The 14,878-nt window shown below is 53.8% G+C and carries 10 protein-coding genes and 1 pseudogene; 2 read left to right on the top strand and 9 right to left on the bottom strand.

Features of this window, described 5'->3' with window-relative positions; translation table 11 throughout:
* Positions 1–106 precede the first annotated feature (106 nt).
* From KHU33_RS04360 to KHU33_RS04325, 8 genes and pseudogenes are all read right to left on the bottom strand, one after another.
* Positions 107–807 (bottom strand): annotated as a pseudogene (locus KHU33_RS04360) (sulfite exporter TauE/SafE family protein).
* A 272-nt stretch (positions 808–1,079) separates the two neighbouring features.
* Entirely contained in the window at positions 1,080–2,054 is a 975-nt protein-coding gene (locus KHU33_RS04355) for a branched-chain amino acid ABC transporter permease (protein WP_211461286.1), read from the bottom strand.
* Between the two features lie 17 nt (positions 2,055–2,071).
* Positions 2,072–2,956, bottom strand: coding sequence for a branched-chain amino acid ABC transporter permease (locus KHU33_RS04350; RefSeq protein ID WP_211461285.1), 885 nt, complete (start codon positions 2,954–2,956; stop codon positions 2,072–2,074).
* Between the two features lie 170 nt (positions 2,957–3,126).
* Positions 3,127–4,335, bottom strand: a complete 1,209-nt coding sequence (locus KHU33_RS04345) for an ABC transporter substrate-binding protein (protein WP_211461324.1) — start codon at positions 4,333–4,335, stop codon at positions 3,127–3,129.
* Positions 4,336–4,444: 109 nt separating this feature from the next.
* Positions 4,445–5,200 (bottom strand): ABC transporter ATP-binding protein, encoded by a 756-nt coding sequence (locus KHU33_RS04340; protein ID WP_211461284.1) that lies wholly within the window; start codon positions 5,198–5,200, stop codon positions 4,445–4,447.
* Entirely contained in the window at positions 5,200–5,970 is a 771-nt protein-coding gene (locus KHU33_RS04335) for an ABC transporter ATP-binding protein (protein WP_211461283.1), read from the bottom strand. Before KHU33_RS04335 ends, KHU33_RS04340 begins: the two co-directional genes overlap by 1 nt.
* 242 nt (positions 5,971–6,212) lie before the next feature.
* Positions 6,213–7,850, bottom strand: a complete 1,638-nt coding sequence (locus tag KHU33_RS04330) for a GMC family oxidoreductase (RefSeq protein WP_211461282.1) — start codon at positions 7,848–7,850, stop codon at positions 6,213–6,215.
* 158 nt (positions 7,851–8,008) lie between these two features.
* The gene (locus tag KHU33_RS04325; protein ID WP_211461281.1) at positions 8,009–9,547 is read right to left on the bottom strand and encodes a CoA-acylating methylmalonate-semialdehyde dehydrogenase; all 1,539 of its coding nucleotides are present in this window, start codon (positions 9,545–9,547) and stop codon (positions 8,009–8,011) included.
* Positions 9,548–9,687: 140 nt separating this feature from the next.
* Here KHU33_RS04325 and KHU33_RS04320 point away from each other — a divergent pair, with 140 nt between their 5' ends.
* Positions 9,688–10,575: a LysR family transcriptional regulator gene (locus KHU33_RS04320; RefSeq protein ID WP_211461280.1), complete on the top strand. Its 888-nt coding sequence runs from the start codon at positions 9,688–9,690 to the stop codon at positions 10,573–10,575.
* Positions 10,576–11,416: 841 nt separating this feature from the next.
* A complete protein-coding gene (locus KHU33_RS04315; protein WP_211461279.1) occupies positions 11,417–12,718 on the top strand; it encodes an aspartate carbamoyltransferase in 1,302 nt (433 codons plus the stop codon).
* A gap of 59 nt (positions 12,719–12,777) precedes the next feature.
* On the opposite strand, the gene KHU33_RS04310 is transcribed toward KHU33_RS04315, so the two are convergent.
* Positions 12,778–14,805, bottom strand: coding sequence for an AsmA family protein (locus tag KHU33_RS04310; RefSeq protein WP_211461278.1), 2,028 nt, complete (start codon positions 14,803–14,805; stop codon positions 12,778–12,780).
* Between the last annotated feature and the right edge of the window lie 73 nt (positions 14,806–14,878).

Here is a 14,878-nt window from a genome sequence, read left to right as displayed (position 1 = left end):
TGAAACATTGCAAAATCTGATTTCTTAAAACATGAAAACAACAGCGGCGATTGTTTCACGTGAAACAATCGCCGCTGTTAAGTCACTGCTGACTAAATTTGCAAATTTATTTGAGAAAGGCGTCGTAACCTGTTTTTAAGATCAATACAGAGACCACCAGCAAAAACAGCTTCCGCACAAAACCGCTGCCATGTTTAAGCGCCAGCCGAGTGCCGACTAAAGAACCACCTACGTTACAGATAGCCATTATCAATCCAAGCTGCCAGATGATATGTCCGCTATATCCAAACCAAAAAAACGTACAAACAGGAAAATCAGGAAGCTACCTGTACCAGGGCCGAAAACACCGTCATAAAACCCAATACCGCCGCCAATCAATATCGCGAATAGCTTCTCTTTCGAACCGCTATGCAAAGGAGCATGGATACTGCCGAAATCTTTCTTCTTTACCGTATATATCGCGACCGCCAGCAAAATGAAAGGCAGCGATTTGCGAATCGCCTCAGTCGGAATATGGGTTACGGTATATGCACCCAAAAAGGCAAACAGGAATGCCGCCCCCGCTGCGGGTAGCGCCGCACCCCACGCCAACTTGACTCGCTTGGCGAAATTGATCGCAGCGGCGCTGGTGCCGAATATCCCTGCCAGCTTATTAGTCCCGAAGATGGTCGCTGGCGCGCTATTCGGTAACATCGCGAACAAGGCGGGAATCTGGATCAAGCCCCCTCCCCCAACTACGGCGTCAATCAAACCTGCAACAAAACTGGCGATAGCCAAAATAAGAAAATCGGGAAATAACTCGGGCATGATATGGGAATGAAGGCAAACGAAGGTTAGAAGTAGCTGAGGCCGGATGCAGCCAGGAAATGTTAAAAAACGCAATTTTACGTGCCTAAACCCGGATCCGCATATTGAGCGGCTATGTTATTTAGTCATAGCCATCCAAGTAATTCCATTGGCTGAATTGGATGGATGCACTGCCTATTATTTAGGCAGATCAAATCGAAGCCAGGCATCCAAACAAAAAGCCCGTACTAGCCGGGCTATGTACGGGCTTTTCACCGTCTGGAATGACTACCTCATCCGGTGTTGGAAGAGCGCTTGAGCAAAGCCGAGATTTCGCCGACAATCCCGCGCCGGAACGCCAGCACGCAAACGATAAAAATAAAACCGGTCACGATCGTCACCGACTCGCCCAGTCCGTTAAACCAGTCGATGTGCGTAACCGACGCCAGCCAATTGCCGATATCGCCCAGCTTGTTTTCCAGCATGATGATGATCGCCGCACCGACAATCGGCCCGACGATGGTGCCCAAGCCTCCTACCAAAGTCATCAACACTACCAGCCCGGACATGGTCCAGTGCACATCGGTCAGCGTTTCAAAACCCAGCACCAGCGTCTTGGTAGAACCGGCCAGGCCCGACAGCGCCGCCGACAGAACGAAGGCCAGCAGCTTGTAACGGCTGACGTCGTAACCCAGCGAGATGGCGCGCGGCTCGTTTTCCTTGATCGCTTTCAACACCTGCCCAAAGGGAGAATTCACGGTGCGCACGATCAGCGCAAAGCCAGCCACTGCAATCGCCAGCACCACGTAGTACAAAGTCAGGTCCTTGCCAAGATCGATAACTCCGAACAAATGCCCGCGCGGCACGCCTTGCAAGCCATCCTCGCCACCCGTGAACTTCATCTGCAGGCAAACGAAATACAGCATCTGCGCCAGGGCCAGGGTGATCATGGTGAAATAAATCCCCTGCCGCCGGATCGCCAGACTGCCCATCACCAAGCCAATCAGCGCACCCGTAGCAGTTCCTGCAATCAGCCCCACTTCTGTTGGCAAGCCCAGCGTCTGCAAGGCATACCCAGCGATGTAACCCGCTCCGCCAAAAAATGCAGCATGTCCGAACGACAACAAACCGGTAAAGCCGATCAGCAGATTGAAAGCGCAGGCAAACAGCGCAAAGCAGATGATCTTCATCAAGAACACCGGATAGATGCCGAACGGTGCAGCCAGTGCAGCGACTAACAGCAAGCCGTAGCCAATTCTTTTATTCATGCTCATAGCTGCTCCGCTCATTTCTCTTTACCGAACAGGCCTGCCGGCCGGATCATCAGCACAATCGCCATCACGATGAACACCACCGTGGCCGACGCTTCCGGATAAAACACGCGGGTCAATCCTTCGATTACCCCCAACGCCAGGCCGGTAACGATAGAACCCATGATGGAACCCATGCCGCCGATCACCACAACCGCGAATACGACGATAATCAGGTTCGACCCCATCAGTGGCGAGACCTGAATCACCGGCGCCGCCAGCACCCCTGCAAAGGCCGCCAAAGCGACGCCGAAGCCATAGGTCAAGGTCACCATCAGCGGCACGTTGACGCCGAACGCTTCGACCAGCTTTGGATTCTCGGTGCCGGCGCGCAGGTAAGCACCCAGCTTGGTCTTTTCAATCACGAACCAGGTCGCAAAACATACCGCCAGCGACGCCAGCACCACCCAGGCCCGATAATTCGGCAGCACCATGAAGCCGAGATCGGTAGCGCCGCTCAACAGATCAGGCACCGAAAACGGCTGGCCGGAGACGCCGTAGAAAGAACGGAAGATGCCCTCCACCATCAAGGTGATGCCGAAGGTCAGCAGCAAGCCGTACAGATGATCCAGCTTGTACAGCCAGCGCAGCATGGTCTTCTCGATGACGACGCCGAACAGGCCCACCAGCAACGGCGCCAGGATCAGCATCACCCAGTAATTCAGATTGAAATAAGTCAGCCCGATCCAGGCCAGGAAGGCGCCCATCATGTACAACGCGCCGTGAGCGAAATTAATCACGTTGAGCAGGCCGAATATCACCGCCAGGCCGAGCGACAGCATGGCGTAGAACGAACCGTTGACCAGCCCCAGCAACAGCTGGCTCATCAAGGCTTGAAAGGGAATGCCGAATATTTCCATGGCAATATCATTAAAAAATCACTCGTGCGAGTGAACAACTATCGAACAGCGCAATGGCGTGCACATCCGGTGCAGGATGTACACGCCCATGACACGCCAGGCATATCGTCAGACCGCGTACTCGACGACAATTCAAGTACCGTTTAGAAGTTCAGAAAATCAAGCTGCCGTCATTTCCACAGCGCGCACTTGCTCTCCGCCTTGGCGGTGAAAGCTTGTTCGGCCGGGATGGTCTGGATCTTGTTCAGATAGTCCCAAGGGTATTTCGAGTCGGCCGGCACCTTGACCTGGTATAGCGTCATGTCGTGCACCACCCGGCCGTCTGCGCGCAGATAAGCGTTCTTGGTGTACATGTCGTTGAACTTGGCCTTGCGCAGTTGCGCCATTACCTTGTCGCCGTCGTCGGTACCGATGGTTTTGACCGCAGTCAGGTATTGCATCGCCGAGGAGTAATCGGCAGCTTGCAAACTGGATGGTTCTTTTTTCATTTTCTCGAAATAACGTTTCGCCCATTTGCGCGACTCGTCGTTTTGATCCCAGTACCAGCTGTCGGTCAGGTACATGCCTTGCGTTTGTTTCAGCGTCAGCGAATGGATGTCGTTGATGAACACCAGCAGGCCGGCCAGTTTGGCATTCTTGGTGACGCCGAATTCATTGGCCGCCTTGACCGCATTGATCAGGTCGCCGCCGGCGTTTGCCAGTCCGATGATTTGCGCTTTGGAAGATTGCGCCTGCAGCATGAACGAGGAAAAATCGGAGGCGTTCAGCGGATGCTTGACCGCACCCAGCACGGTGCCGCCGGAGGCCTTCACCACCGCGGTTGTATCTTTTTCCAGCGAAGCGCCGAAAGCATAATCGGCAGTCAGGAAATACCAGCTCTTGCCGCCGTGATTGACCACTGCCGAGCCGGTACCCTTGGCCAGGGCGTAGGTGTCGTAGGCATAGTGCACGGTGTAAGGCGTGCATTCTTCATTGGTCAGACGGGTGCTGCCGGCGCCGATTTCAAAGAACGGTTTTTTCTTTTCAGCGGCAATCTTTGCCATCGCCAGCGCCGTGCCGGAGTTGGTGCCGCCGATCAGCACGTCCAGTCCTTGCTGGTCAAACCATTCGCGCGCCTTGCTCGATGCGATGTCGGCCTTGTTCTGATGGTCGGCCACCACCAGCTCGATTTTCTTGCCGTTGATGCTGCCGCCCATATCGGCAATCGCCATCTTGATCGCTTCAGCGCCGCCGGGGCCGTCGATATCGGAGTAGACGCTCGACATATCGGTGATGAAGCCGATCTTGACGACGTCACCGGAAATCTGCGCCGAAACCGGCGCGGCAAAACCGAAGGCGACAACGCTGCCCACCGCGACTGCCAAAGTCTTTAATTTGATTTTCATTGTCTTCTCCATTTTTTAAACGACCCGTCATCCCGCAACTGCGAAACGACATTACGCAATCAGCGGGACTCACCTTGCCCAGACCTGCCAAACCTGCACTTACCTACACGCCCAATAAAGCATTCAACACCGGCATCTTCTGTTCCAGCTGCGACGACGCAAAAGACTCGACGATCTGCCCGTGTTCCATCACGTAAAAACGATCTGCCAAAGGCGCTGCAAAACGGAAGTTCTGTTCCACCATCACGATGGTGTAGCCCTTGGCTTTCAAAGTCGTAATCATGCGCGCCAGCGTCTGCACAATCACCGGCGCCAGGCCTTCGGATATTTCATCCAGCAACAGCAGCCGCGCGCCGGTGCGCAAGATGCGCGCGACCGCCAGCATCTGCTGTTCGCCGCCGGACAGACGCGTGCCCTGACTGTTTCTGCGTTCTTTCAGGTTGGGAAACATGTCATAGATTTCTTCGACGGACATGCCCTTATCGGTGGTCGACAGCGACGGCGGCAACAACAGATTTTCCTCGGTCGACAAGGAAGAAAAAATACCCCGCTCTTCCGGACAATAACCAACGCCGTGATGGGCAATCTTGTGGGTCGGCAGTGCAATCGTCTCGACGCCGCCGATCTTGATCGAGCCCTTGCGGGCGCCGGTCAAGCCCATGATCGCGCGCATGGTGGTGGTGCGGCCGGCGCCGTTGCGGCCCAGCAGCGTCACCACTTCGCCCCTGTGCACGCTCAGATTGACGTTGTGCAAAATATGCGATTCGCCGTACCAGGCTTGCAGATTTTCGATACTCAGCGCGATTGCGGCTTGGCCGGCAGCGCCAGGACTCGTGGATGGGGATTGGACTGCAGACATCAATGCGCTCCTGCCAGTGTCTCGGTCGTGGTGCCCATATAGGCTTCCATTACCAATGGGTTCTTCGAGACTTCTTCATAGCGGCCTTCAGCCAGCATCGCACCGCGTTGCAGCACACTGATCTTATCGCAAATGCCGGACACTACATTCATGTTGTGCTCCACCATCAGGATGGTGCGGCCGGCGGATACTTTCTTGATCAGCGCCGTGACCCGATCGACGTCTTCGTGTCCCATGCCCTGGGTCGGTTCATCGAGCAGCATCAGTTCCGGCTCCATGCCCAAGGTGGTGGCAATTTCCAAGGCCCGCTTGCGGCCGTAGGGCAAATCGACGGTCAGGGTATCGGCAAATTCGGTCAGATCGACTTCCGCCAGCAACGCCATCGCACGCTGGTTCAATTGCGCCAGCGACTTGCCGCTTTTCCAGAAATGGTAGGAAGTCCCCAGTTTGCGCTGCAATCCTATGCGCACGTTCTCCATCACGCTCAAGTGCGGAAAAACGGCTGAAATCTGGAAGGAACGGATGATGCCCTGGCGCGCGATCTGGGCCGGCGCTTCGGTGGTGATGTCGAGGCCGTTGAACAGAATCTGGCCGGAAGTCGGCACCAGGAATTTGGTCAGCAGATTGAAGCAAGTGGTCTTGCCGGCGCCGTTGGGACCGATCAATGCGTGGATATGGCCACGCTCGACTTGCAGGTTAACGCCATTGACGGCCATAAACCCCTTGAACTCCTTGGTCAGGTTTTTTGTCTCCAAGATGATGTCGGTCATCTGGTCTCCTATTGATGTTGCTTTATCGGAACATCCCAGCTCATAGATGATATTGCAATCACCTTATCAGCCTTATATTTTTTTACGGATACTACCGTCGCCGCTCTGGTGGGGCAATACGTAGAAATACTATACAAAAACTTTGGAGAAACTTTGGAGAAATTTCGCTATGCCTCGCAAAATATATTGAACAATGCTTAAAACCAGAAGCCCGATTCTGCGCATTTCTTCTTACTATCCGCTTACTGACAACCTTCCTTAAGAGCCTCCTTGATGAATTTTGCCGCCATTTCCGCAATCATCAAGGTCGGCGAATTGGTATTACCGGAGGTGATAGCCGGCATCACGGACGCGTCAACCACGCGTAGCCCGGCTACCCCTTTCACCCTGAGCTGGCTATCCACCACCGCCATCGGATCGTCGCCACGCCCCATCTTGCAAGTCCCTACCGGATGAAAAATCGTGGTGCCGATCTCGCCGGCGGCCTTGATCAACTCTTCCTCGGTCCGGTATTGCAGACCGGGCTTGAACTCTTCCGGCGAATATTTCTGCAGCGCCGGCGCAGCCACAATCCTGCGCGTCAACAGCACAGACGCCGCCGCGACCTTGCGGTCTTCCTCGGTATCCAGATAATTCAAGGTGATTTTTGGCGCGGTCTCAGCCACGCCGGAAGCAAGCCGCACATGGCCGCGCGAAGTCGGCCGCAGATTGCAGACGCTGGCGGTAAAAGCCGGAAAAGCATGCAGAGGATCGCCGAATTTTTCCAGCGATAAGGGTTGTACATGGTATTCCAGGTTAGCCGTGGCCTGCGACGCATCGGACTTGGCAAACGCTCCCAGCTGCGACGGCGCCATCGACATCGGGCCGCTTTGCGTCAACAGATATTCCATGCCGATCCTGGCCTTGCCCAACCAGCTGTTGCTCATGGCGTTGAGGGTTTTGACGCCGCTGACTTTAAACGCCATCCTGATCTGCAAATGGTCTTGCAGATTCTCGCCGACGCCCGGCGTATCCTGCATCACCGGGATTTGATGTTGCTGCAACAGCGACGCCGGGCCGATACCGGACAATTGCAGAATCTGCGGCGAGCCGACAGCGCCGGCGCTCAATAAGGTTTCACGGCTGGCCTCGGCATTCCACTCTTTGCCGCCGCCGGAAAATTCAACGCCTTTGCATACCAGTCCCTTCTCGCCGCGCTCCAGCAGCAGACGTTTTACCTGGCAGCCGGTCATGATCGTCAGGTTGCCGCGGCCGCTGGCCGACCGTAAGAACGCCTTGGCCGCATTCCAGCGAATGCCGCGTTTCTGGTTCACGTCGAAATAGCCGGATCCTTCGTTGTCGCCGCGATTAAAGTCGTCAACCTTGGGTATCCCGACTTCCGCTGCGGCATCTCTGAATGCATCCAGGATCTTCCAGGACAAACGCTGCTTTTCAACCCGCCATTCACCGCCGGCGCCGTGGAATTCATTGGCGCCGTTGTAGTGATCCTCGCTTTTTTTAAATAGCGGCAGCACCTGTTCCCAGCGCCATGCCGGATCGCCGCTCAACTGCGCCCACTGATCATAATCGCGGGCCTGGCCGCGCATGTAAATCATGCCGTTGATAGATGAACTTCCGCCGAGTACTTTACCGCGCGGATAAATCAGGCTGCGTCCATTCAAGCCGACATCAGGCTCAGTCCGGTACATCCAGTCGGTGCGGGGATTATTGATGCAATACAGATAGCCGACAGGAATGTGGATCCAGATGTAGTCGTCTTTGGCGCCGGCTTCAATCAGTAATACTTTCACCGAACTATCCTGGCTCAGACGATTCGCCAACACACAGCCGGCGGTGCCTGCACCGATGATGATGTAGTCGTATTTACCTGCTGATTCCATGCGTCTCTTTCTATAGGTCTTGCAAAATGCGGGTCTTGTGAAAATCTGTTTTACAAGCTGATTTACGAATTTATTTTCAAGGTCTCGTCCGGCGCTGTTCAACAGCACAAACATCACAGAACGAGATCTCTATAGAACAACAATATTATTTATACTATTTATTTAGCCACCGGCATGGTGAATTCCGCACCTTTTGAAATCGTCTGCGACCACCGTTGCATGATCGATTTGTAGCGCGTATAAAACCGCAATCCCTCTTCTCCATAGGCATGGGTATCGCCAAACAAGGAGCGCTTCCAGCCGCCAAAAGAATGCCAGGCCATCGGCACCGGAATCGGCACATTGATGCCAACCATGCCGACCTCGACCCGCCGTGAAAACTCGCGCGCCGTATTGCCGTCCGAGGTGAACAACGATACGCCGTTACCGAATTCATGCGCATTAATCAAATTCACCGCCGCAGCGAAATCAGGCACCCGGACAACGCACAGCACCGGTCCGAAAATCTCTTCCTTATAAATTTTCATCTCTGGCGTAACCTGATCAAACAATGATCCGCCAAGGAAAAATCCTTGCTCCAGGCCGGCTACTTTCAAGCCGCGGCCGTCGACCAGCAGCTTGGCCCCTGCAGCAACACCGCCTTCGATATAAGTCTCGATTTTATCCTTGTGTGCGGCACTGACAACTGGCCCCATTTCGGCATCGGCTTCCATGCCGTTTTTTATCTTCAGCGCCTTCACGCGTGGAATCAACGCTGCGATCAATTTGTCCGCAACATTGCCAACGGCGACTGCCACCGATATCGCCATGCAGCGTTCGCCGGCCGAACCGTAAGCGGCGCCCATCAACGCATCGACCGCCTGATCCAGATCCGCATCCGGCATCACCACCAAATGATTTTTCGCACCGCCCAACGCCTGCACTCTGAGCGGATAAGCCCCTTTACGCTTGGCGCCTTCCTGGTAAATATATTCTGCGATAGGCGTCGAACCGACGAACGACACCGCCTTCACATCCGGATGCTGCAACAGCGTATCCACTGCCAGCTTGTCACCCTGCACCACATTAAATACGCCGTCCGGCAAACCTGCTTTGTGCAATAAATCGGCCATCATCAATGACGGCGACGGATCGCGTTCAGAAGGCTTGAGGATAAAAGTATTGCCGGTCGCGATCGCCATCGGCGCCATCCACAACGGCACCATCACCGGAAAATTGAAAGGCGTGATGCCGGCGGTAACGCCCAGCGGTTGACGCAGATTCCAGTTATCGATGCCGCCACCGATATTATCGGTAAATTGCGTCTTCAGCAGATGCGGAATGCCGCAAGCGAATTCGACGATTTCCAGGCCGCGCGTCACTTCTCCCTTGGCATCCGAAAATACCTTGCCGTGTTCACGCGTAATCGCCGCTGCCAACGCATCGTGATGCTGCTCCATCAATTCCTTGAACCTGAACATTACCCGCGCCCGCTTCAGCGGCGCGGTGTCTGCCCATGCCGGCGCGGCCGCCGATGCCGCAGCAACCGCGGCGTTGACTTCCTCGACACTACCCAGCACGACCTTGGCGGAAACCGCACCGGTAGCCGGGTTGAACACATCTTGCAGCCGGCCGCTGCTGGATTCAACCACTTTGCCGTTGATGTAATGCTGAATGAGCGGAGTAGAGTTTAAGGTTGAGCTGGATGTGGCAGTCATAAGGATTCCTTTTGGTGAAACCGGGTTGAGTTAGCGTTTTGCCAGAATATCGCTAGATTTACCAACAATCCAATGAGTTATGATCAATATCAATATAAGAAACGCTAATAACCAAATCATCCTGATGAAAAATTAAGCAAATGGATATTACTCAACTTCGCGCCTTCGTCACAGTCGCCAGAGAAGGAAATCTGACGCGCGCAGCAGAATTACTGCATGTGACGCAACCGGCTGTCAGCCTGCAAATCAAATCCTTGCAGAGTAGCTTGAATCTGCAATTGTTCACACGCGTCCCCAGTGGCATGACGTTGACCGACGATGGCGTCAAATTACTGCCATTTGCGGAACGTACAATCGCCGCCGTCTCAGAATTACGCCAGCAAGCAGAAAGCTTGCATTCGAAAAGCTCAGAAATCTTGAGTGGCAAACTCGCAATCGGCACCATTCTCGATCCTGAATTCATCCGGCTGGGCGCCTTTCTCCAGCGCCTGGTAGAAAGTTATCCCCAGCTTTCTACACAGTTGCAGCACAGCATGTCCGGTGACGTACTACGGCAGATCAAATCCGGCCATCTCGATGTCGGTTACTACCTCGGTACGCCAAACAAGAATTTCCACCGGCTCACACTGACACAATTTACTTACTGTGTGCTTGCACCGTCCGGCTGGAAAAGCAGGGTTTCCGGAAAAGACTGGCCAGCTCTGGCAAAACTGCCTTGGATCTGGACTCCTCCGGAATCGGCACATCATCGTTTACTCAGCAAAACTTTTGCTCAATACAAAGTTACGCCGAATAAAGTTGCCCTGGTTGACCAGGAACCATCGATGCTGGATCTGGTGAAATCCGGAGTCGGCCTATCTTTGGTGCGTGAGTCAATTGCACTACGTGAAGCACATGCTCATGGCTTGGTAATTTCCGATACGGTCAATTTATCGACAGAACTTTCGTTTATCACGCTGGATAAACGAAAAGATGAACCAATTATCGCTGCCATATTTGCCATATTGAAAACAATATGGCAAAGCTAGTGTTCTAAAAGCAATTTATTATGGAGAAATCCCGATTTTTTGGAAAATTGACTTCTTCAGCTTTGTATTTAAAGATTTATATATATAAATAGTAGTAGTAGTTAACCACCTGTTTTTCTGTGGATAACTATAGATTTGACTATTCATTCAATCACTTACAGCTTGGATAAATGCTGAGTAAACCTTGTATCTGAAAAGAACATTTCTTGGATAAAAATGGAGCTCTGGTTTTTCATCTTATTTATTCACAATGGATTCCTGTAGTTATCCAAAGACTTATCCACAGTTGCTTTCTTGCATATCGTCTTTTTCTATTTTTTAAGTAGATGTCTTTCGTCAATTTAACTAAGACGAGCGTTAACAAAAATGTGATTTTTTTCGAGAAGTTGTATTTTTAACTTCTTTTTCTCAATTATTTTTTCAAAGCCACTTCAAAAGAAAAAGCTTTTCGGTTTTGTATTTAAAGATTTATATATAAATAGTAGTAGTAGTTAACCACCTGCTTTTCTGTGGATAACTGCAAATTTGACCATTCATTCAAGTACTTGCGAGTTGGATAAAGGCTGAGTAATCGGTGTATCGCGAAAGAATAATTCTTGGATAAAAAGACGGCTGTGGAAAACTATCTTAGATATCCACAATGAGAAAACAGGATGTTCACAGCTTTATCCACAAAATCGAAAAATCTGTCTGTTTTCCGAGTTTTTTGAGCCTTCCAGTCCAATTTTTAGAAAAATTTTTCTTCTGCCTAAATAGTGGGCAGCATCAAAATAGAAGAAAAATCTGGACAGGCTAAATTCAAACCTTTAATGTACGCAAAGCGTATATAAAGGTGATGCGAATGAGCGATCAACAGACTTTCCTCCGCGACGCCATGCGTCGCATGAACCTGACCAGGGACAATTTCTCCGACCGTATCGGAGTTCGAAAACGCGCGCTCGATACATGGCTGTTACCGGAAACATCAGGTGAATTCCGCGTGATGCCGGATATCGTCAACAAATTTGTCAGCGAAATTCTGGGTGGGGAGTTAAACCAAGCAGTCTTAACGCAGAGCGTATATCCAAGTAAGATGAACGCCCCGCTCCGCGAGCAGATCTCCTATAACAGCAAGCCTCAACTCTTATCGGTAGAGCAGTTTTCACGCGATTCTCTGGAACAGCTGTTCCGCGTGACCGACATGATGCAGCCCATTGCAAGGCGTCAGAAGGTGTCGCGCATCCTTGAGGGCGCCGTATTAGCCAATTTGTTCTTTGAAGCCAGCACGCGCACGCGTATCAGCTTTGGCGCGGCTTTTTGCCGGCTGGGCGGCTCGGTTTGCGATACCACCGGCTTTACCTTCTCGTCGATGACCAAAGGCGAGTCGATTTACGATACCAGCCGTGTCATCAGCGGCTATGTCGACGCGTTGGTGGTCAGGCATCCGGAACAAGGGGCGGTCGACGAATTTGCCCGCGCCACGAATATTCCGGTGATCAACGGCGGTGACGGCCCGGGCGAGCACCCGAGCCAGGCGATTCTCGACCTGTACACCATACAGCGCGAGTTTTCGCGGCTAGGAAAGCTGGTCGACGGCGCGCATGTCGTCATGGTCGGCGATTTGAAGTACGGCCGCACCGTGCATTCGCTGATCAAGCTGCTGGCCCTGTATCGCGGCCTCAGGTTCACCCTGATCGCGCCGCCTACACTGGAGATGCCCGCCCATATTCTGGAACGCATTGCGCGCGGTGGCCACGTGGTGGAGCAATCGACTTCGTTGGCGCAGGGATTGAAGGGAGCCGACATCGTGTATGCCACGCGGATCCAGAAAGAACGTTTTGCCGACGAGGCCATAGAAGGCTACACTCCGGATTTCCAGATCAACCAGGCGTTGATCGACGCCACCTGCGGCGCCGACACCGTCGTCATGCATCCATTACCGCGCGACGGCCGGCCCGGCGCCAACGATCTGAGCACCGATCTTAACCATGATCCGCGCCTGGCGATTTTCCGCCAGACGGATAACGGCATACCGGTGAGAATGGCGATCTTTGCCACCTTGCTAGGCGTGGAGAATCAGGTGCAGCACTCGATGAGCGACGTCAGCTGGCGCTCGCCGCACCATGTCGGGCCGGATGACGCAGCGTTTGACGGCTTGGATTGAAATTTTCTGGCCGGACCATGGCACACATGGCCCGGCAGCAGCGGCTGGCTAAAAGCGGCTTAGCGCGCTTTCTTTTGCCGCAGGGTCTTGCCGGGCGGCGGCGCCACCGGTTTCTGTTTGGCCAGCGCCAGCAAACCGGCACAATCGCTTTGCTGGTCCGGACTGATATTAATCAAAGGCAGCACCGCCGCCACCGGCGCCAGCACACCGAGCGCAACCGCTCCGCCTGCCTTTAACGCCAGCACACCCTTGTCCACACCTACGTCCGGATTCTTGAAGCTGCCTGTAACGTGCAGCGGCGATCTCAGCGAGAAAATCCGTAATCCTTTATTTTTCGGATTGATGGTGAGGGCCAGCGACTCCTGAGCCAGATTGATCTGTCCCGCAACGTTGATGATCGCATCGTCGGTATCCATCACGAAGGTGCGGGCGTCCATGACGCCGTTGGTCACGGCAAAATCGCTGGCCAGGCAATTCAGCTTGACCTGCTTGTCGCCGAACAATTTGGAAATCACTATATTGCCAATATTCAGGCCGGCCGCTTCCAGCAGGAATTTGCTGATGGTGCCTTGGTTGATCAGCGTCTTAAGTTCACCGTTCGAGCTGCCCAGCATGCTGGCCACAGAATTGCCGACCGCGGATAGTGAAGCATCGCCGTTGACTTCACCCAGGCTGGCCTGGGCTGACTCCAGCGTCGGGAACAATTGTTTGATTTTCAGATGCCGCGCCGAAATCTTCATTTCAGCCTTGATATGTTTATTGCTGCCGTCGAGCTTGATGTTGGAAATCAGATTGCCGCCCGCCACGCCGAAATTCAACGGCGTGAATGACAGCACGCTGTCTTTCAAATGCAGATCCGCGACCAGATCCTGGATAGGCAGCTCTTTGTCGCGGATAATTTTGCGGCCGGTGAATTTAACATCGGCATCGATGCTGCCCCAGCGCGCGGTATCGAACTGCTCGACCGGCAATACCTTATTACCGGGCTGGGCCACGCCGTCGCCGCGATTGGCCTTGCTGGCGTTCGAATCGGCGCCGATCAGCGGCGCCAGATCCTGCAGCTTGAGCTGGTTGGAGAGTAAGGTGCCCTTCAACAAAGGCCGCGGCTTCTCTGCGATGTATTCAAACGTGCCGGACAAATCGCTGGAGCCGACCCGGCCGCTGAATTTATCGTAAATCCAGTCGCCGCCGGCGCGGTTGATCTTGCCGATCAGCCGCCCTTCGGTGGCAAACGGCGGTGTCGCCGGCAGTACGATGCCGGTCAGAGGAAACAGGTTCGACATGCTGGCGCCGGACAGTTTCAGGCGCAGGTCGAGCGCCGCCAGATCGCTCGGCTTGGTCAACGTGCCTTGTATCGCAATCGCTGTTTTGCCGATATGGACATTGGCTTGCAGCGGATACGGCGTGCTCGAATTTTGCAGCGACAGCACGGCGCCGGCTTTGCCGTCGCCGCTGACCGCGGCCTGGTTAAACGTGCCGCTGACTTTCCAGCCGATGCCGTAACCTTCCGGGCTGGTCGCCGGCAGGCTGTCGATATCTGCCTTGATATCGATTTTCCTGACGGGATCCAGCAATTTCAGCGTGCCCTTCGCCAGTGTCATTTTTTTTAATTCCAGCTGCCAGGCGGACGGCCCGCTGGCTTTGAAAGTCCAGTTGTTGTCGCCGTCCGGCTTGCGTTCCAATGCAATATTCGGTGCATCCAATTCCAGCGACGGCAATACGATGCGGTTAGCCAGCAGCGGCAACGGACTCAATGAAAACGTCAGCTGGCCGATTTCCGCCATATGCGGGCCGGTCTTGGCCCATTCGGGATTATCGAGCACGATGTCCTTGGCGCTAAGACGCGGCCAGGGCACCCAGCGGCGCCAGCTATCCTGGTCGGTTTGAGATTTTTGCCAGGTCAAGGACAAATCGCCGCGAATCGCAAAGCTGCGCCCGGCAGCTTCGCTGACACGCTGGTTGAGCCAAGGCTTGGCGCGGTTCCAGTCAAACGTCAGCAACAATGCCGTACACAGGGCAATCAAACCAATCAACGCTGCAATCGACCATAACAACAGCCGCGCCGGACGAAATGTAGATGTAGTCATGAGTTTTGTGAGGCGTGGGCGATGAAAAGGTTCAATCCGGCAAGTATACGGCTTGCTCTGCTTGCTGCTTTAC

Source organism: Collimonas silvisoli, from assembly GCF_018305005.1.
GTDB lineage: Bacteria > Pseudomonadota > Gammaproteobacteria > Burkholderiales > Burkholderiaceae_D > Collimonas > Collimonas silvisoli.
Note: the sequence above shows the minus strand (reverse complement) of the source record. Positions and strands in the feature narration are given on the sequence as shown.